The sequence below is a fragment of the Robiginitalea insularis genome (assembly GCF_052497835.1).
Genome location: NZ_CP199296.1, coordinates 2,593,523 through 2,611,227 on the forward strand (window position 1 = coordinate 2,593,523; position 17,705 = coordinate 2,611,227).

The 17,705-nt window shown below is 47.5% G+C and carries 18 protein-coding genes; 9 read left to right on the top strand and 9 right to left on the bottom strand.

Annotation, left to right across the window (positions count from 1 at the left end):
- Positions 1 to 27: 27 nt before the first annotated feature.
- Positions 28 to 1,881 carry a membrane protein insertase YidC gene (gene yidC / locus ACT6NV_RS11785; protein WP_445384646.1) on the top strand — a complete coding sequence of 618 codons (1,854 nt, stop codon included), beginning with the start codon at positions 28 to 30 and terminating at the stop codon, positions 1,879 to 1,881.
- A gap of 171 nt (positions 1,882 to 2,052) precedes the next feature.
- Positions 2,053 to 2,607: a DUF6515 family protein gene (locus tag ACT6NV_RS11790; protein WP_445384647.1), complete on the top strand. Its 555-nt coding sequence runs from the start codon at positions 2,053 to 2,055 to the stop codon at positions 2,605 to 2,607.
- Positions 2,608 to 2,792: 185 nt separating this feature from the next.
- Here ACT6NV_RS11790 and ACT6NV_RS11795 read toward each other — a convergent pair whose 3' ends face one another.
- Positions 2,793 to 4,190 carry a fasciclin domain-containing protein gene (locus tag ACT6NV_RS11795; protein ID WP_445384648.1) on the bottom strand — a complete coding sequence of 466 codons (1,398 nt, stop codon included), beginning with the start codon at positions 4,188 to 4,190 and terminating at the stop codon, positions 2,793 to 2,795.
- 261 nt (positions 4,191 to 4,451) lie between these two features.
- On the opposite strand from ACT6NV_RS11795, the gene mnmA reads away from it, so the two are divergent.
- On the top strand, positions 4,452 to 5,642 hold the full coding sequence (mnmA, locus tag ACT6NV_RS11800) for a tRNA 2-thiouridine(34) synthase MnmA (protein WP_445384649.1): 1,191 nt from the start codon (positions 4,452 to 4,454) through the stop codon (positions 5,640 to 5,642).
- On the top strand, positions 5,642 to 6,625 hold the full coding sequence (locus ACT6NV_RS11805) for an NAD(P)H-dependent flavin oxidoreductase (RefSeq protein ID WP_445386693.1): 984 nt from the start codon (positions 5,642 to 5,644) through the stop codon (positions 6,623 to 6,625). Before mnmA ends, ACT6NV_RS11805 begins: the two co-directional genes overlap by 1 nt.
- On the opposite strand, the gene ACT6NV_RS11810 is transcribed toward ACT6NV_RS11805, so the two are convergent.
- Both ACT6NV_RS11810 and ACT6NV_RS11815 read right to left on the bottom strand, forming a co-directional pair.
- Positions 6,622 to 7,914, bottom strand: a complete 1,293-nt coding sequence (locus ACT6NV_RS11810) for a Zn-dependent hydrolase (RefSeq protein ID WP_445384650.1) — start codon at positions 7,912 to 7,914, stop codon at positions 6,622 to 6,624. The genes ACT6NV_RS11805 and ACT6NV_RS11810 overlap by 4 nt on opposite strands.
- Before the next feature lie 10 nt (positions 7,915 to 7,924).
- Positions 7,925 to 9,394 (bottom strand): glycosyltransferase, encoded by a 1,470-nt coding sequence (locus ACT6NV_RS11815; protein WP_445384651.1) that lies wholly within the window; start codon positions 9,392 to 9,394, stop codon positions 7,925 to 7,927.
- A 161-nt stretch (positions 9,395 to 9,555) separates the two neighbouring features.
- Here ACT6NV_RS11815 and ACT6NV_RS11820 point away from each other — a divergent pair, with 161 nt between their 5' ends.
- Positions 9,556 to 10,176 carry a trimeric intracellular cation channel family protein gene (locus tag ACT6NV_RS11820; protein ID WP_445384652.1) on the top strand — a complete coding sequence of 207 codons (621 nt, stop codon included), beginning with the start codon at positions 9,556 to 9,558 and terminating at the stop codon, positions 10,174 to 10,176.
- A gap of 6 nt (positions 10,177 to 10,182) precedes the next feature.
- Here ACT6NV_RS11820 and ACT6NV_RS11825 read toward each other — a convergent pair whose 3' ends face one another.
- Entirely contained in the window at positions 10,183 to 10,926 is a 744-nt protein-coding gene (locus ACT6NV_RS11825) for a peptidylprolyl isomerase (RefSeq protein ID WP_445384653.1), read from the bottom strand.
- Between ACT6NV_RS11825 and ACT6NV_RS11830 the strand changes: the two genes are divergently transcribed.
- Complete coding sequence (locus tag ACT6NV_RS11830; RefSeq protein WP_445384654.1) at positions 10,925 to 11,566, top strand: NUDIX hydrolase; 642 nt, start codon at positions 10,925 to 10,927, stop codon at positions 11,564 to 11,566. The genes ACT6NV_RS11825 and ACT6NV_RS11830 overlap by 2 nt on opposite strands.
- Before the next feature lie 25 nt (positions 11,567 to 11,591).
- The gene (locus ACT6NV_RS11835) at positions 11,592 to 12,407 is read left to right on the top strand and encodes a lysophospholipid acyltransferase family protein (protein ID WP_445384655.1); all 816 of its coding nucleotides are present in this window, start codon (positions 11,592 to 11,594) and stop codon (positions 12,405 to 12,407) included.
- Here ACT6NV_RS11835 and ACT6NV_RS11840 read toward each other — a convergent pair.
- The 4 genes from ACT6NV_RS11840 to xerD all read right to left on the bottom strand — a co-directional run bounded on the left by ACT6NV_RS11840 (position 12,404) and on the right by xerD (position 16,168).
- Positions 12,404 to 13,057 (bottom strand): hypothetical protein, encoded by a 654-nt coding sequence (locus ACT6NV_RS11840; RefSeq protein ID WP_445384656.1) that lies wholly within the window; start codon positions 13,055 to 13,057, stop codon positions 12,404 to 12,406. The two genes, ACT6NV_RS11835 and ACT6NV_RS11840, sit on opposite strands and share 4 nt — an antisense overlap.
- Before the next feature lie 4 nt (positions 13,058 to 13,061).
- Positions 13,062 to 13,556: an RNA polymerase sigma factor gene (locus ACT6NV_RS11845; RefSeq protein WP_445384657.1), complete on the bottom strand. Its 495-nt coding sequence runs from the start codon at positions 13,554 to 13,556 to the stop codon at positions 13,062 to 13,064.
- A gap of 116 nt (positions 13,557 to 13,672) precedes the next feature.
- The gene (locus ACT6NV_RS11850) at positions 13,673 to 15,085 is read right to left on the bottom strand and encodes an amidohydrolase (protein WP_445384658.1); all 1,413 of its coding nucleotides are present in this window, start codon (positions 15,083 to 15,085) and stop codon (positions 13,673 to 13,675) included.
- A gap of 177 nt (positions 15,086 to 15,262) precedes the next feature.
- Positions 15,263 to 16,168, bottom strand: a complete 906-nt coding sequence (gene xerD, locus ACT6NV_RS11855; RefSeq protein ID WP_445386694.1) for a site-specific tyrosine recombinase XerD — start codon at positions 16,166 to 16,168, stop codon at positions 15,263 to 15,265.
- A gap of 170 nt (positions 16,169 to 16,338) precedes the next feature.
- Between xerD and ACT6NV_RS11860 the strand changes: the two genes are divergently transcribed.
- Positions 16,339 to 16,833, top strand: coding sequence for an outer membrane beta-barrel protein (locus ACT6NV_RS11860; protein ID WP_445384659.1), 495 nt, complete (start codon positions 16,339 to 16,341; stop codon positions 16,831 to 16,833).
- 162 nt (positions 16,834 to 16,995) lie between these two features.
- Entirely contained in the window at positions 16,996 to 17,412 is a 417-nt protein-coding gene (gene aroQ, locus ACT6NV_RS11865; RefSeq protein WP_445384660.1) for a type II 3-dehydroquinate dehydratase, read from the top strand.
- On the opposite strand, the gene ACT6NV_RS11870 is transcribed toward aroQ, so the two are convergent.
- The gene (locus ACT6NV_RS11870; protein ID WP_445384661.1) at positions 17,405 to 17,689 is read right to left on the bottom strand and encodes a DUF3817 domain-containing protein; all 285 of its coding nucleotides are present in this window, start codon (positions 17,687 to 17,689) and stop codon (positions 17,405 to 17,407) included. The genes aroQ and ACT6NV_RS11870 overlap by 8 nt on opposite strands.
- Positions 17,690 to 17,705 lie beyond the last annotated feature (16 nt).

Consider the following 17,705-nt stretch of genomic DNA (forward strand, 5'->3'; position numbering starts at 1 on the left):
CTACCCGGCCGGGGTAAATAAACATTCATGGAAGAAAAGAAACTCGACATAAATTCCATCATTGGATTCATACTCATTTTTGGAATTCTATTATTCTGGTTCTATCAGAATCAGCCTACTCCTGAAGAGCTTGAGGCGCAGAAGCAGGCCAGCGAACAAATCGATCAGGTAGAGGAAGCTGAAAAGCCTCAACCCCTGGTAACTCCGGAAGCGGAGCCTGTATACCAGAATGATTCCCTGGCTCAACTGGCCTATACCCAGAAGCTGGGGGCTTTTTCATATACGCCGGCCAAAGAAGGGACCACTGTTCTTGAGAACGAGGTGTTATACCTGGAGATCGCAAACAAGGGCGGGCAGGTAGTCCATGCCCGGATGAAGTCCTTTGTAACTTACGATTCTATTCCGGTATACCTCGTAAAAGACGGGAATTCTGCTTTTGGCCTTCAGTTTACCACTACTGACAATCGGGTATTAAATACAGCCGAGTTATTTTTTGAGCCGGATTTGAAGCAGGATGGAAACAATACCATCCTCAGTATGCGGGCCAAGGCAGGCCCGGATCAGTATCTGGAATACCGATATACGCTCAAACCAAAAGAATACCTGCTGGATTTTGACATCCAGACCCGGGGCCTTAACGGGATACTGAACAACAATCAGCCGGTGGCCCTTAACTGGAAATTACGCGGGATCCGACATAACAAAAGTGTACAGTACGAAAACCGCTATACCCGCCTGACCTACCGGCATGAAGAGGATAAGATCAGCAAACTTTCAGAAACCAGCGACGATGAGGAAATTGAGGCTGATGTGCGTTGGATGTCTTTCCGGCAACACTTTTTCAGCTCTATCCTCGCAACCAAAGAGCCTTTTGAGGAGGTAAGCCTGCGCTCGCAGAACCTGGTGGAGGAAGAAAGCAAGGAAACTGTATTTACCAAGGAATTTGAATTGAGTACCGAGTTGGGTGCTGGTTCGGGAGAACTGTCCCGTGCCATGCACTGGTATTTCGGACCCACAGATATAGAGGTGTTACAACAGTACGAAGACCTGGCCCTGGCAGATTCCATTCCTTACGGATGGGGGATTTTTGGTTGGATCAACCGGTATATCTTTACGCCTTTTTACGGATTCCTGAGCTCCTTCCTGCCCTTTGGGATTGCTATTGTGGTGATGACCATTATTGTTCGTATCCTCATGTCTCCGGTTACTTATAAGTCCTACCTGTCTCAGGCCAAGATGAAGGTGCTGAAACCTGAGATATCAGAAATCAACGAACGGCTTAAAGACAACGCCATGAAGCGGCAGCAGGAAACCATGAAACTGTACAACAAGGCCGGGGTCAGCCCCTTGAGCGGATGTGTCCCTGCCGTGTTGCAGTTGCCAATTTTCTATGCACTGTTTATGTTTTTCCCGACGAGTTTTGCGCTCAGGCAGAAATCTTTCCTTTGGGCGGAAGACCTCTCTTCTTATGATACCATTGCCCAGTTGCCGTTCAGTATACCGTTTTATGGAGATCATATCAGCCTTTTCCCCATCCTGGCATCGGTCGCCATCTTTTTCTATATGATGATGACTACCGGACAGAACATGCAAACCCAGCCCGGGATGCCCAATATGAAGTTCATTATGTACCTGTCTCCGCTGCTGATGTTGTTCTTCTTCAACAATTACGCCAGTGGGCTGAGCCTTTATTATTTTGTATCCAACCTGATTACCATCGGGATCATGCTGGTCATTAAAAATGTTATCCTGGATCAGGATAAGATTCATGCCCAGATACAGGAGCAAAAACAAAAGCCCAAAAAAGAAAATCGCTTCCAGCGCAAAATGCGGGAGATGATGGAACAGGCAGAACAGCAGAAAAAGACAGGCAAGAAATAAGCGAGAACCTGTTTTGTTGGATTTATAGAGCCCCGCCTTCGGGGCTTTATTTTTGGAAAAATCTATGATTTAGGGGAAAAAATTGTACCGTTCATCGAAAATCCAATACCCTTTTAAACCTTCTTTCGTTCTACAGGTCAAAGCATTGTAATAACCAAAAAAAATAATGCCATGAAAATTTCATCCCTGATCGGTATCCTGTTCTTTAGCCTGATGATGGCCCTTCCTGCAGAAGCAGAGGCACAGGTAAGGCGTGCAAGCCGTACAACCGTAGTAAAAGTAAACCGCCCCGCAAAGCGCAAAGTCCGCAGGACCAAACGTCGTATCCATCGCAGGACACTCAGGAGTCTTCCGGCCGGAACAAGGGCCGTGGCCTTCAGGTCTGTTTCCTATTACCCGGTACGCGGGCAATATTTTATCGCCAGAAAAGGAGTTTATGTCAGGACCTTCCCACCCAGGGGGTTTCGTGTACGGACCCTGGCCGTTGCCCCGCTGAGGATTGTGGTTCGCGGCAGACCTTACTGGTATGCACAAGGTGTTTTTTACACCAAGAACAATGAGGAGTACGAAGTAACGGAAACTCCGGTAGGGGCTGTAGTTCCTGAACTTCCTGAGGATGCAGAAGAAATTGTGCTGGACGGGGTTACTTCCTACGAATTAAATAATGCCGTTTATAAAGAAGTAGATGACGGTTTTGAAATAACCGAATTGCTTGAAGAAGAATAGCCCGGCCGTAAGCTGATAAAACCCTGAAAGACTTTTCAGGGTTTTATTGTTTGCCTGTGGCAGCACAGCGGCATTTCAGTTTTGGAAATGCGTTATCTTTTAAACGGAGGATGTGAATAACGTCCTCCCTCTAAAAACAAAAAACCTCCCGATTAGGGAGGTTTTTGCTTTACAATCTTGTTGCGTTAGTTTGAGGTATCCGGGATCAGTACCTGATCCAGTACATGGATTACCCCGTTACCGGCCTGTACATCTACTGCGATGATTCCGATACCGGTATTTCCGGATCCGTCAGTTACGTCCGCAATGTTTACACCATTATCGGTACCTGGAAGGGTAATGATGATATCATCTCCTTCGAGGGTAGTTGCCGGAGTATTTCCAGGATTGTTTAAATCTTCGGAGCGGGTATTTCCATTAGCTACGTGGTGAAATAGGACATCTGTTAACAATCCTTCTTCGATTTCGGTGGCGTCATTAACAGAAAGTGCCGTGAACAAAGCATCGAAGGCGGCATCCGTTGGCGCAAATACGGTAAAAGGACCATCACCATTTAAGGTAGTAACAAAGTCAGTACCAGGTGTAGCTTCCGTGAGAGCTTGTACCAAAGAGCTAAAATTTGGATCTGCAACAGCGAAAGTCACAACAGTCGGGATATCGATTACCGCATCAACCGCGTGGATCACCCCATTGGTAGCCACTACGTCTGCTATGGCCACATCACTTATGTTGTTTATAGTTACACCGGTATCTGTGTTGATATAGGCGCTCAGGAAGTCCCCGTCTGCATTGGTTCCAAGGGTATTCACATATGAATTGGAAAGCGTGCTCGAGAATGCAGCCGCTCCTGCAATTACATGGTTGGCAAGGATGTTATTGATATCATTGCCATTAGTATTATTAAAACTATTGAAGGCTGCGTTCACAGGGGCAAATACGGTGTAAGTTTCTGTGTCATCAGACAACAGGTCTGTAAAAGTGGTATTTCCTCCTGCGGTAAGTGTGGTGACCAGCAAATCAAAGGAAGGGTTGGCCACGGCATGGTCTACAATATCTGGCAGGCCAATTACGGCGTCTACGACGTGAACAACCCCGTTGGAGGCATCAATATCCGGATTTGTTACTGTAGATACTCCATTAACAGATACAGTTGAGGCAGCTTCAATATATAAACTAAGATTTGCGCCCCCTGGTCCGGCAGTGGAAGAAGAACTGATGTATCCGGTGCTCAGGGATGAAGCAAATGCTTCACCTACCACTACATGGTTTAATAGAACCTGTGTTAATACGTCAACAGGCACGTCTTCCAGGTTACTGAATCCATTGTCTGCCAGGAAAGTATCGAAAGCCGCGTTGGTAGGGGCGAAAACGGTATATTCTGTATTCCCGTCCAGGGTGGCCACCAAACCAGCCAGGTCCAGGGCAGCTACAAGGTTACTCAGGTCAGGGTTGGCCACTGCCAGGTCGGCTATAGTCGGGCCTGACTGATTGTTTCCATCTCCGTCATCATCGGAACATGAAACTGCGGTTAAGAGAAAGAGACCCAAAACGGCGGATCTCAGTAGGAGCAAGTTCTTTTTCATAAGATTTATTTTAAGATTTTATTAATTGTTTAACGAATTTATAAATATAGTTAAACAAAATAGAGTACTTAATAAAAGTTTAACACAAAAACCATTTAAGTAGCCCGATATCAAGTAGTTAAAACGAAAAACCCTACATCCTTCACTTGTCCTGGAGAAGAGGCTAACCATATTTCAGAAGTTTAACTGAAATTTAGGAGGATGGGATGTTGCTGCTTTGATGCCGTGATTATTTTGTAATTTTGCAGGGAATTTCACGGGATGAAAAAAGTAGTAGTAGGCCTTTCCGGAGGTGTGGATAGCAGTGTATCGGCCCTTTTGCTAAAGCAACAGGGATATGAGGTAATCGGCTTGTTTATGAAAAACTGGCATGACGATTCCGTTACTATTTCCAAGGAATGCCCCTGGCTGGATGACAGCAATGACGCTTTAATCGTAGCCGAAAAACTGGGGATTCCCTTTCAGACGGTAGACCTCAGTAGTGAATATAAAGAACGCATAGTGGATTACATGTTCCGGGAATACGAACAGGGCCGTACCCCGAATCCTGATGTGCTTTGTAACCGGGAAATCAAATTTGACCTTTTCCTGAAAATTGCCATGGGCCTTGGCGCAGATTTTGTAGCTACCGGCCATTATTGTCGCAAGGCCTCCAAGACCGATACTGACGGGAATACCTATTACCGTTTACTCGCCGGGAAGGATCCCAACAAGGACCAGTCCTATTTTTTGTGCCAGTTAAACCAGGAGCAGCTCTCCAAAGCCCTTTTTCCGATAGGAGGGATGCTTAAATCTGAGGTACGGGAAATAGCTGCCGCACACGATCTGGTAACCGCCGGGAAGAAAGACTCCCAGGGCCTTTGCTTTATTGGCAAGGTGCGTTTGCCTGAATTTCTGCAGCAGCAACTACAACCGAAAAAAGGACAGATCGTGGAAGTGCCTGAATCATACCCGCCTTTCCACCAGCCGGTGCCGGTTTTTCAGTCCAGAGCTGAGGAACTTTCATTTTATTCAGAGAAACCGGTCTATTCCCCTGAAGTCGGGAAGGTAGTTGGCACCCACCAGGGCGCCCATTATTTTACGGTTGGGCAACGCAAGGGACTTGATGTAGGGGGTACTCCTGAACCCCTCTTTGTCATACAGACAGATGTAACCAATAATATAATTTACACAGGGCAGGGCAAAGGCCATCCGGGCTTGTACCGCAGGGCCCTTTTTGTTTCTGAGGATGAATTGCACTGGGTCAGGCCCGACCTGGCACTTGAGCCGGACCAGCAGATGGCAGTAATGGCCCGTATCCGCTATCGGCAGGAGTTGCAACCTGCTACCTTGTATAAAATTGAGCAGGGGCTTTATGTTGATTTTGAAAATAAACAGGCTGCCATTACCGAAGGGCAGTTTGTAGCCTGGTACCAGGGAGATGAACTGATCGGTTCCGGGGTGATTTCCTGATACAGCTATACCCCTGGCTTTCCAAACAACACTATATGAAGAATGTTATAACAAAACTATTCAATATACAATATCCGATTATTCAGGGGGGAATGGTTTGGGCCAGTGGCTGGCGACTTGCCGCTGCAGTATCCAATGCAGGCGGACTAGGCCTGATCGGGGCCGGGAGCATGTACCCGGACGTACTGCGGGAACATATCCGAAAATGCAAAGCCGCAACTGACAGACCCTTTGGCGTGAATGTACCCATGTTATACCCGGACATTGACAAGCTCATGGATATTCTGGTTGCAGAAGGGGTGAAAATTGTCTTCACTTCTGCTGGAAACCCAAAGACCTGGACTCCCTACCTGAAAGAACAGGGAATAACAGTGGTACACGTGGTAAGCAGCGTGAAATTTGCTCTGAAAGCCCAGGAGGCCGGGGTAGATGCAGTAGTGGCTGAGGGTTTTGAGGCAGGGGGGCACAACGGCCGGGATGAAACCACCACCTTAACCCTCATCCCTGCAGTTAAAGAACAACTGCGTATACCGCTGATTGCAGCCGGGGGGATTGCCACCGGCAGGGCCATGCTGGCGGTTATGATACTTGGAGCTGATGGGGTACAGGTAGGCAGTCGCTTTGTGGCCAGTGAGGAAGCTTCCTCCCATCCTGCTTTTAAGGAGCGTGTAGTAGCTGCTGGTGAAGGAGATACGGAACTAACCCTTAAGGAATTGGCGCCCGTTCGGCTGCTGAAGAACAAGTTTTACGAGGATATCCGGAAAGCCTATGCCAATTGTGCCGGTCCTGAAGAATTGAAGGAACTCTTAGGGAGGGCCAGGGCCAAACGCGGGATGTTCGAAGGAGATCTGGAAGAAGGCGAGCTGGAAATCGGGCAGGTCTCGGCCATCATTCACGATATTCTCCCTGCTGCCACAATTGTTAAGCAGATGATGGAGGAGTTCAGACAGGCCGTTTCGGAAATTTCAACACTACAGGCCTAGTTGAGCCGCTTATCGAGTTTTAGGATGGTATTGAGCAATACACTGGCCCCGTTGGCCATATCTTCCACTGAAGTAAATTCGTCAGGAGAATGGCTGATCCCACCTTTGGAGGGTACGAAAATCATACCTACAGGGGCGATCAGGGCGATATCCTGGGCATCATGGCCGGCCCCGCTGCGCATATACAGATGGCTTAGCCCGAGATTACCGGCTACCGACTCTATGTCTTTCTGAATGGCTTCAGAGGTCAGCGCTGGTTTCCCAGTGGTATCCAGGGCCTTGAATTCAATGGCCACTCCGGATTGTTCTGCTATCCCATCTGCCCTTGCTTTGATATTTCCAAAAAGCTGCTCAATTACCTCCGTAGATAAATCGCGAATTTCCAGGCTTAAAACCACCTCCCCGGGAATCACATTTGGGGCTCCCGGAAAAGCTTTAATGCGGCCCACGGTTGCTACTTGTTGTCCGTTCAGGGCCCTGGCTTCCTCGTTTACGGCCTCAATAAAACTGGCTGCAGCCAGCAGGGCATCTTTTCTGAGATTCATGGGCGTAGTTCCGGCATGATTGGCCATTCCCTTGAATTGCACATCCCACCAGTTCAGGCCTACGATCCCTTCCACAATCCCGATGTCCAGCTTGCGGGTATCCAGTATCCCTCCCTGCTCAATATGTAGTTCCAGAAAGGCAGCCAGACTGCCCTTTTCGCGCCGGGCCGACGCCAATTGGGTAGTGTCTCCCCCAAGACGTTGTATTCCTTCTCCCATGGAATATCCTGTACTGTTTACGACACTCAGGGCATTTTTGCCAAGCGCCCCTACCATGGCACGGCTTCCCATTACCCCGCCTTCTTCATTGGAAAAAATGATGACTTCCAATGGATGTGAAGTCCTGAGATCTTTGTCATTGAGCGTCCGTATCACCTCAATGGCTGCCATGGAGCCCACGCAGCCATCGTAATTCCCCCCAAGCGGGACCATATCGATATGTGATCCAAAGGCAATTGGCTTCAGATCGCTCTTTGTTCCATCCCGCCTGCCGATTATATTCCCTGCTGCATCTACCCGGGTCTGCAGCCCGGCTGAGCGCATTAGATCCAAAACGTAGTCTCTGGCTTTCAGATCGCCATCACTGAAGGCAACCCGATTGGGCTGCCCCAAATCCGTTTTTCCGAAAGTGGAAAGTTGTTTCATGGTACCTGCAAGGCGGTCACTATCTATCTTTATGGGCTGCTGCTGATACAACTGAAATGAAAAACAAAAAATCAACGGCAGGAGTAAGTACAGTTTCATTTGCTAAAGTTTAGTTTTTTGTAACCATTGTATTGAATAATTGGAGCCAGGCCTGGATCTGACTGAAAAGGGTGAAACGCTCCACTACCCGGCTTTGCGCACTAAAGGCCCATTTATCCAGTTCTTTGGGATGGTTAATCATGTATTCCAGGGTACCCGCCAGGCCCTGAATATCCCTGGGGTCCTCATTTATTTTTCCTGTTTTTTCATCGGCAACCTGAAATTTTAAACCGGCGGCCCCGGATACCAGCACCGGTGTTTGCTTCCACATAGCCTCTGTGGCGGTCAGTCCAAAACCTTCCTGTATGGAATTCTGGACCACTATTCGGGAGCAGCGCTGAAGGGCATTTACAATAAGGGCATTTTCCTTTGGGTTATCCAGCGGTAAAAGGAAAAGGCCAATATCTTTCTGAATATTTGCCGGCAGGGTTTTATAGAAGGCTATCAGTTCCGATAAAACCTCCTCGCCTTCCGGATCATCGGCTACAAACTCAGGATCGGGGCCACCCAAAACCAGCCTGCAAAGTTCCAGTCTTTTATAGGCAATGGAGTCCGGATCATTCTTTTTGCGGTTTTCTTCTTTCATATACACAAAGGCCCGCATCAGTTCCTCGAAGCCCTTTAAGCGATCCCACCGTGAGATTTCGGTCACAATGGGCCGGTAAATCAGATCAAAAGGGTCTTGTTGGTTAACCTGTCCAAAACTCCCATCCGGCATAACGCGACGTACCTGGTGCTGGTAAGGCTCATATAGCTGCGGCCCATGTGGTTCCAGTATACCAGCCTGGGCCATGATGCTGACACTCTTGTGCATCTGCAGGGTACGGTTTTTATGGCTAAGCGGGTCTATGGAGGGTGGGATCAGCGTCGTCCGATCAGCTATATCAGGCAATACGTATTCCTTCAAACTGAAAACAAAACGATCATAACTTTCAAAATACTCCCCTAAATAAGACCAAACGCCCTTGGTAACCGCATTGCTTTCTTCCAGCCCTATATGGCAGCGCCAGATACAGTAAATATCCCTTTCTTTTTTGAGCATTTGCGCCAGGGGCATCGGCTGCGGGTCATGGATCACGACTATATCTCCGTCGGCAATTAAAGCGAGGGCGCGATCCAGGTTTTTTCGGTTTACCCTTTCGTGAATTTCACGGTCCGCTTCGGAAAACCTACCGTCACCACTACCGTGAATAGCATTGTGGATTCGCTTGGTATGGTTGAAGAATTCAGTATCCGCCGTTTCTATGACCAGCCACTCTATTTTCAGGCCCATGGCCCGCATAATCCGTAACTGGCTTGGCAACATTTCGGCCACCCCACCGCCTATTGCGGTAGAGTTGACCATCCAGACGGTACGTCCTTCCAATGCGGTAATGTGCCCGGGGGCAGCCTCCAGGAAATGGTCTACAGTACTTTTCAGGCTGCTATAGGCCCGGTAATCTTCAATTTTGGGGCCTTCTTTAATGTTAATTTTTTCCATGTCATTGGTTCTTGGTCTTAAAAGTTACAAAGATTGAGGGGATTTCACTTTTAATACCTGGCAATGTGGATGGCCGGAAGCTGTTTTGACAAATTATATACAGATGTTTTAATTCCGTAATCAGGGATTGTACCTTTGGGGGGCTCAACAAAAATTTGATTTTGGAACAAGTTTATTTAGCTGCCGATTTGCTGGGAACCATCGCCTTTGCGATTTCCGGCGTGCTGGTGGCCATGGACAAGAAACTGGATCTTTTTGGGGTACTGATTATTGCCAGTGTTACGGCAATAGGCGGAGGCACCCTCCGCGACCTCCTAATCGGGGCAACCCCGGTTACCTGGATGCGGGATCTGGTGTATATCTATGTAATCCTGGGAACAGTAGGGATAGCGGTTATCTTTCAGAGCCGCCTGAAGTATCTCAGAACCTCACTTTTCCTGTTTGACACCCTTGGGATCGGGCTTTATACCCTGGTGGGGATAGAAAAAGGCATGGGAGCGGGCTTACACCCGCTCATATGCATTGCCCTTGGAACGATGACCGCCAGTTTTGGAGGGGTGCTGAGGGACATTCTTTGTAATGAGATCCCCGTTATTTTTCGCAAGGAAATATATGCGACAGCTTGTATCCTGGGGGGAGCAGTGTACTTTCTGATGCTCAACTTTCATATCCCGGAGGGCTTTGCTTACGTTTCCGGGATCCTGTTGGTTATTGCAATAAGACTACTGGCAGTGCATTACCATATATCCCTCCCCAATATATATCGAAAACAGGAGAATTGATCCGGCTTATTGGACCACCTCTGCTTTTTTAATGTAGATATTTTTCATGGGCCAGTCCCCGTCATCTACTTCTACCTGGTTGATTGCATCCACTACGTCCATCCCTTCAATGACTTTTCCAAAGGCTGTATAGTCCCCGTCCAGATGGTAGGAACCCGGATTGGTCACCACAATAAAAAACTCATAGGGAGAAGCGAGCATATGCGGGTTGTTGATCTCCGATGAGGGCATGGAAATTGTCCCTCGGTCATGCCGGTAGCCCTTGCGGGTATCCGGTGGGAGCAGATACCGCCCTATTTCACTTCTTTTTCGTGCAGTCTCCACATTATCTGCATTGCCTCCCTGAATGATAAAGTCTTTTACTACCCTGTGAAACATGGTATTGTTGAAATAGCCTTTTCGGGTCAGATAAATAAAATTAGCTTTGTGGTAAGGTACATTATCGTAAAGCTGAACGGTAAAGCTCCCCATGCTGGTAGTCAACTTAACTTTATTGACTTTCAGGCCTTTTTGGTATTCAAAGAAAAAATCAATTGCGTTATCTTCGGTAAGTACAAAAGTACTGTCGGCAGCCGTTTCTTCGGATGCTGATTCAGATGCTGCCCCTTCCGGCAAGGAGAGACTGTCTGCATTTGTATTAGCCTGTTTTGATTCCGTTGGGTTCGATGGTTTTTCTTTATTTTGCTCCCCGCAGCTGAGCAGGCAGACAAAACATAAAACGAAAGACGCAATTTGCAAATAAGACTTCATGAATTTTAAGGATTTTGCCAATTCGGTTCCAAAAATAAAGAATCTTCCCCTACCGGGGCAGCAAGCCCATTTTCAAATGGCTCCTGAGATGCGAGTGCGCGAGCTGGAACACCTGCGAAATATCCCTGAAAATGCCAAAGAAGCGGGGGTGATGGCTCTTTTTTACCCGGGGGCAGACCATTTAACCCACTTGTTATTTATTTTGAGAAGATCCTATCCCGGGGTGCATTCCGATCAGATCGGATTTCCGGGAGGGAGGCTGGAGGCATCTGACAGAGACCTCTTGCATACAGCACTCAGGGAAACCGAAGAAGAAGTAGGAGTACCTTCTGCAATGGTAGAAACTATCCGGTCCCTCAGCCCGCTTTATATCCCGCCCAGCAATTTTGCGGTAAGCCCTTTTATGGGGATCAGCAGGGAAACCCCCAGCTTTATACCGCAGGAATCAGAAGTGGCCGCCCTGATTGAGATACCGCTGGAGGCCATCCTGGATTCGCGTAACCTCACCACTGAAAGCCTTAACACCTCTTATGCCAAAAACATTGAAGTGCCGGCCTTTCTTTTTCGCGAGCATTTGGTGTGGGGCGCCACTGCGATGATGTTAAATGAAATACGGACCCTTTTAAAAGAAATCTTCTAAACCTAATTTCTTATTTTTACGGCCTATGGCAATTTTTAAAAGAAATCCTTTTGGGCATATTCTTTTCCTTAAGAAGTGGCTCATTCGCATCCTGGGAATTATGACGCACCAGCGTTACAAAGGGTTCAATAAACTGGAGATAGAAGGATCTGAGATTATTAAGAGCCTCCCCGGAACCAATGTACTTTTTGTTAGCAACCACCAAACGTATTTTGCCGATGTGGTTGCCATGTTTCATGTTTTTAATGCGAGTATAAGCGGCCGCGATGATTCCATAAAGAACGTTGGGTATTTGTGGAACCCAAAATTGAATATCTATTATGTGGCTGCGGCAGAAACAATGAAAAAAAGCCTGCTTACCAAAATCCTGGCCTATGCCGGCTCCATAAGTATTCAAAGAACCTGGAGGGCAGACGGACAGGACGTTAACCGGCAGGTTAAGATGAGTGATATCACCAATATTGGGGTCGCCTTAGATGACGGCTGGGTCATCACCTTCCCGCAGGGCACCACTACCCCCTGGAAGCCTTTGCGTAAAGGGACCGCACACATTATCAAAAAATATAAACCACAGGTGGTACCTGTGGTGATTGACGGTTTCAGAAGGTCTTTTGACAAGAAGGGATTGTTTATCAAGAAAAAAGGAATATTGCAGTCTATGGTAATCAAAGAACCATTGCAGATAGACTACGACAATGAAACGGTAGAGGAGATCATAGAAAAACTGGAATTCGCCATAGAACAGCATCCGTCTTTCCTGAAAGTTATTCCCAAAGAAGAATTACTGGCCTATGAGGCTGCTCATAAACAGCGGCAATGGCGCAGGAGTAAAAAGGATTAATGCTCAATGCGTTTCAATTCTTTGTAATTCCTGAACAGCTTACGGGTAAGCAGGCCGTATAACAGGAAATAAATTCCGGCCATCAGCGCTGTAAAAAGTACCCCCGCAATTGCCATAACACCCATCACGATCCACTTGAGTTGTTCCGGGCTGGTATTGGTGTTCTCCGGATGCAGGTTCAGGGTTTCTGCCAGGTTTTCATCCAGGTACATCCCAACGATAAAAACCCCGAAGAAAACCAAGACCATGGAGAGGGCAAAGATCACATAGTGTTTGACGGTACGCCGGGTCCTCAAAATGCCGTTCATCAGGTTCCTGGCATTATCCAGTACGGAAATTTCACGGTATCGCCTGTAGAATTGAACAATGAAATAAATGGCCACCGAATATTGTAAAATGGTAAGTGCCAGCAGAGTATTGCTGATTCCCAGTTGTTCCGAAAAGTCATAGTTCATCCCTTCCCGGAAGGAGGGGAGGAGGTAGAGCAGATGCGGAAGCAAAAATTCAATGATACTTATGTAGAATATCCATCTGACCACTGAGGATGATTTTTTCCAGATCATCTGGTAAATCTCATCATAGCTGAGCCTGGGCAGGTCCTGTTCCCGTTTCTGCCAGTCCTTTTTCAATAATTCCAGTTCATCCATCATAAGCCTACGGATTGAGTATCTTTCTTAGTTTGGTTTTGATCCGGTTCATTTTCACCCGTGCATTCACCTCTGAAATACCGAGGGTTTCTGCTATTTCCTGATAGTTTTTATCCTCCAGGTAGAGGAAGACCAGGGCCTTGTCGATATCCCCCAGTTCCTTAATGGCGCTGTACATCAGTGCGATCTGCTGTTCTTCAGTAGGGTCATAAGGCTCTGAACGGATTTTGTAAATCACCGAATCTACCCCTTGTGTTCTGGGCTGTTTCTTTGATTTACGATACAGCGTTATAGCTGTATTCAGTGCAACCCGGTACATCCAGGTACTGAATTTGGCATCTCCGCGAAACTTTGGATACGCTTTCCACAACTGAATGGTAATTTCCTGAAAAAGGTCATTATGAGCTTCCCTGTTATCCGTATAGAGGCTACATACTTTGTGAACAATATTCTGATTGCTCTCAAGTTCCGATACGAATTGGTGCTCAAGTTCCTTTGTCACTCCCCTGGTTGGTTCTAAATTATTAGTAGGCTTCAGAAGACATTTGTTACAAACCTCTGGAAAAAAAAACAGACTGGTCCGGGCAGGCCAATCTGTTGGTTAAAGCCTGAAAGGGCTTAGTTTCTGTAATTAAGGGCAGGCTCCCGGTCTCCCAGAAGCGGGATATATTTAAAATCTGCACCCCTTCTTTCTTCAAATTCTTCCCGGGCTTCCTTTATGGCGTCCGGGTTTTTGAAAAGATCAATAGCAGTAGCAGCCAGCGTTTTGGCGGCCACCATCATTCCTTTGGTCCCTATTGAAGTCCCTCCGGCTGCAACAGCCTGCCAGCTGTGGGCTGGGGTGCCCGGCACCCAGGTCGCGATCCGCAAACCTCCCGTTGGAACCGCAAAACTAACGTCCCCAACATCTGTTGAGCCTCCGGCCCTTCCAACTTCCTTAAATGGCTGTACCCCGGAGGCGATATCCTCTCGCAGTTCCTTCTCTCCCAGCGAGCCAGCTATTTTTTGGGCAAATGCCTTTTCTTCATCATTGTAGCTCACCCCTCCTGTTGCCTGAAGGTTCTTATACATCAATTGTTGCAGGCGCAGGTTGGGGAGGAGTTCGTGGGTGCCTCCAATCATCTCGTAGTCCATGGTAGTACCCGTGCCCAGAGCGGCACCTTCAGCGGCTTTGATAATACGGTCGAAGATATCGATAACCACATCTCGCCTTTCATGGCGGGCATAGTAATAGACCTCTGCAAAATCAGGGACCACATTAGGGGCTTTACCACCATCCGTAATTACGTAATGTATGCGGGCCCGCTCCGGAATGTGTTCACGCATCATATTGACCATGGCATTCATGGCTTCCACTCCGTCCAGTGCCGAACGTCCCCGATCCGGTGCAGCAGCTGCATGGGCAGAAACGCCGTAAAAACGAAATTTGGCAGACTTGTTGGCCAGGGCTGCCCCGGCGCTTGCATCATTGCGGTCGCCCGGATGCCAGTGCAAGGCTAAATCCAGATCGTCAAAAAGCCCGGCGCGTACCATATAAACTTTTCCGGAGCCACCTTCTTCCGCAGGGCAGCCGTAAAAGCGCACTCTCCCTTCGCTTCCGGTGCTTTGCAGCCAGTTCTTGGCTGCAATGGCAGCTGCCGTAGATGCTGTACCAAACAGGTGATGCCCACAGGCATGGCCGGCGGCACCCCTGGCAGATTTTTTTTCAGGCACTGCCTGTTGTGAAAGCCCCGGAAGCGCATCAAATTCCCCCAATATGCCAATTACGGGGCCTCCATTACCGTATTCGGCAACAAAGGCTGTGGGGATTCCCGCAACTCCTTTTTGTATGCGAAAACCTTCTTTTTCAAGGGTTTGCTGCAATAAAGCAGAACTGCGTTCTTCCTGATATCCCATTTCGGCCCATTCCCATATCTGTTGGGCGATGTCCCCGTAGGTTTTTGTTTTTTGGTCCAGTTCCTGCAGTTGTTCGCTCTGGGCCTGTACGCTTATCCCCAGGATTAGCAAAGAAAGTAGCACGCGGTATTTCATGTTTTTAGTATTTAAGGAAACTTTGTTTTTTGAAAATTAAGGGCCTCAGGGAAAAGTATTTCAGTTCCGGCTAAGGCTGGCAGCTAAAGTTAATTAAAATTCAATCACCTTAAAAGACCAGATTTAGGGGTATATGGCCGTAGCAGTACATATTTAAATTATTGGACAATAAAGGTATCACCCTCTTTTTTCCCGGGGATGGTATTGCTGAACCACTGCTGCCAGGTGTTTTCGGTCCAGATGCATATAGACCTCTGTAGTGGTAATGCTCTCATGTCCCAGCATTTGCTGTATGGCGCGGATGTCTGCCCCGTTTTGCAGCAGATGGGTAGCGAAGGAATGCCTGAAGGTGTGCGGACTGATATTTTTCCGGATCCCGGCCAATTCCGCTAATTGTTTTACTATTGTAAATACCATGGCCCTGCTGAGTGATCGCCCGCGTCGGTTTAAAAAAAGAATATCTTCATGCCCTTTTTTAGCCTGCCATTGCACCCGAATTTCGTTCAGATACAATTGCAGTATTTTGGCGTTCATATCGCCCAGTGGAACAAAGCGTTGTTTGTTGCCCTTCCCTGTTACTTTAATAAAGCCCTCCTCAAAAAAGAGGTCACTTAAACGCAGGTTAAGGAGTTCGGAAACCCGAAGACCGCAGCCATAAAGGGTCTCCAGCATGGCCCGGTTCCGTTCCCCTTCAGCCCTGGAACGATCAACAGCGCCCAGTAAAAGGTCTATTTCCTCCACGGAGAGTGTATCGGGAAGCTTTCGCCCGGTCTTGGGGGATTCAATCAATTCCATGGGGTTATCCTCCCGATATCCTTCAAATACCAGATACCCAAAAAATCCCCTCAGGGCCGAAAGGATACGGGCCTGGGAACGGGGGTGTAAAAGACTTCCCAATTCGTGCACAAAATCTTCGAGATCCCCCCGGCTAACTTCAAGCGGGTGCAGTTGTCTGCTCTCGGTCCCGGCAAAGGCAATTAGTTTCTTTATGTCCCTTTGGTAATTATCTATTGAATTGGCAGACAAGCCCCGCTCGAGCCGGAGGTAATGCAGGTAGTCACTTAGGGCATCGGTCCATTTCATGAGGTAAATATAGGCCAATTGGGATGTCTTTTGTATGGATTTTAAGCATTGATCTACCACCATAACCACTATTTTAGGCCATCTTACCACAAGGAATGCGGCGTTTACAACTTTATTAAGGCTGAAATGGGGATAGGGAGTAGTTTTGGCCCCAACTAAAATTTAATCACATGAAAAAAGTATTATTTATTGCTGCCTTTCTGGTAGCCGGAGTTAGCATGCAGGCTCAGGAAGGAGCTAGCGCAGGCGTTAATCTGGGACTTCCCATAGGCGATGCCGGTGATCTTTCCGGATTCAGTATTGGAGTAGACTTTAATTATTTATGGTCTGCCGCTGAGTCAATTGACGCTGGTGTAGCCGTTGGTTTTACCAACGCCTTTGGGAAAACCATCGATACACCGATCGGATCCATTGAAATTGAAGATGTTCAATTTCTGCCTTTGGCGGCTGCAGGTCGTTTTCACCTGAGTGAGGATTTCAGCCTGGGCGCAGACCTTGGGTATGCTTTGGGAATCAGCGACGGTAATGACGGAGGTTTTTACTACCGTCCAATGGTAGGGTATTCTTTAAGCGAGAAATTAGGCCTTACTTTTTCCTATACCGGAATCAGTCTTGATGGCGGTAGCTGGGATACCCTGAATCTTGGGTTGATGCTGTCATTGTAATAAAGACCAATTATAGATGAAGAAAGCGAAGGGACCTCCCTTCGCTTTTTTTTATACCCTGCTGAGCTTGTAAAAGGGTTAGGACGGCTATCGAATCTGAATACTTTTGTACATTTAATACCTGAATGAAGGGCTGAGACCCTTTTTTGGAACTCCCTGTCTATGAAACTGATCATTATTAACGGCCCCAATCTGAATCTTTTAGGGAAACGAGAACCGGAGCTTTACGGTTCAGAAACTTTCGAAGATTTCTTTAGCAAACTGCAGTTCCGGTTCAAAGAGGTACAGCTGGAATATTTTCAGTCCAATATTGAAGGGGAACTTATTGAGAAAATTCAGGAGGTCGGTTTTGATTATGACGGGATTATCCTGAACGCAGCAGCCTATACCCATACTTCTGTAGGTCTGGGGGATGCAGTAAAGGCCATAGAGACCCCGGTAGTGGAAGTACACATCTCCAACATTGCAGCCAGGGAAGCTTTCCGGCACCAGTCCCACATTTCTGCGGGTGCAGCAGGGGTTATTTTTGGTTTTGGCCTGAACGGTTACGAGCTGGCCATTCGCAGCTTTCTTATTTAAACTGGTATTTGAAGTAGTGGTTGATTAAATAAAAGGTCCCGAAAGGCAGGAGGCCTGCGGCTACCATTACTATCAACTGCTTTATCTTCCATTTTCGCTCCATCCAGACCATTACAGCCAATGCCAGGTATGCCAGGAATAAAAACCCGTGCGCATAGCCAATATACAGGTTGGGTTCAGGAATATCGCCCCAGTGTTTTAGGGGCATACTCAGGGCAAATAACATCAAATAGGATATCCCTTCCAGCAGGGCTACCGATCGAAAGATTTTAAACATCAGGCTTTTATATATC

What these genes read in the sequence shown, in the direction of transcription:
- yidC (WP_445384646.1), top strand. Translation starts at nt 28, where the DNA reads ATGGAAGAAAAGAAACTCGACATAAATTCCATCATTGGATTCATACTC.
- ACT6NV_RS11790 (WP_445384647.1), top strand. Translation starts at nt 2,053, where the DNA reads ATGAAAATTTCATCCCTGATCGGTATCCTGTTCTTTAGCCTGATGATG.
- ACT6NV_RS11795 (WP_445384648.1), bottom strand. Translation starts at nt 4,190, where the DNA reads ATGAAAAAGAACTTGCTCCTACTGAGATCCGCCGTTTTGGGTCTCTTT.
- mnmA (WP_445384649.1), top strand. Translation starts at nt 4,452, where the DNA reads ATGAAAAAAGTAGTAGTAGGCCTTTCCGGAGGTGTGGATAGCAGTGTA.
- ACT6NV_RS11810 (WP_445384650.1), bottom strand. Translation starts at nt 7,914, where the DNA reads ATGAAACTGTACTTACTCCTGCCGTTGATTTTTTGTTTTTCATTTCAG.
- ACT6NV_RS11815 (WP_445384651.1), bottom strand. Translation starts at nt 9,394, where the DNA reads ATGGAAAAAATTAACATTAAAGAAGGCCCCAAAATTGAAGATTACCGG.
- ACT6NV_RS11830 (WP_445384654.1), top strand. Translation starts at nt 10,925, where the DNA reads ATGAATTTTAAGGATTTTGCCAATTCGGTTCCAAAAATAAAGAATCTT.
- ACT6NV_RS11825 (WP_445384653.1), bottom strand. Translation starts at nt 10,926, where the DNA reads ATGAAGTCTTATTTGCAAATTGCGTCTTTCGTTTTATGTTTTGTCTGC.
- ACT6NV_RS11835 (WP_445384655.1), top strand. Translation starts at nt 11,592, where the DNA reads ATGGCAATTTTTAAAAGAAATCCTTTTGGGCATATTCTTTTCCTTAAG.
- ACT6NV_RS11840 (WP_445384656.1), bottom strand. Translation starts at nt 13,057, where the DNA reads ATGATGGATGAACTGGAATTATTGAAAAAGGACTGGCAGAAACGGGAA.
- ACT6NV_RS11850 (WP_445384658.1), bottom strand. Translation starts at nt 15,085, where the DNA reads ATGAAATACCGCGTGCTACTTTCTTTGCTAATCCTGGGGATAAGCGTA.
- xerD (WP_445386694.1), bottom strand. Translation starts at nt 16,168, where the DNA reads ATGAAATGGACCGATGCCCTAAGTGACTACCTGCATTACCTCCGGCTC.
- ACT6NV_RS11860 (WP_445384659.1), top strand. Translation starts at nt 16,339, where the DNA reads ATGAAAAAAGTATTATTTATTGCTGCCTTTCTGGTAGCCGGAGTTAGC.
- aroQ (WP_445384660.1), top strand. Translation starts at nt 16,996, where the DNA reads ATGAAACTGATCATTATTAACGGCCCCAATCTGAATCTTTTAGGGAAA.
- ACT6NV_RS11870 (WP_445384661.1), bottom strand. Translation starts at nt 17,689, where the DNA reads ATGTTTAAAATCTTTCGATCGGTAGCCCTGCTGGAAGGGATATCCTAT.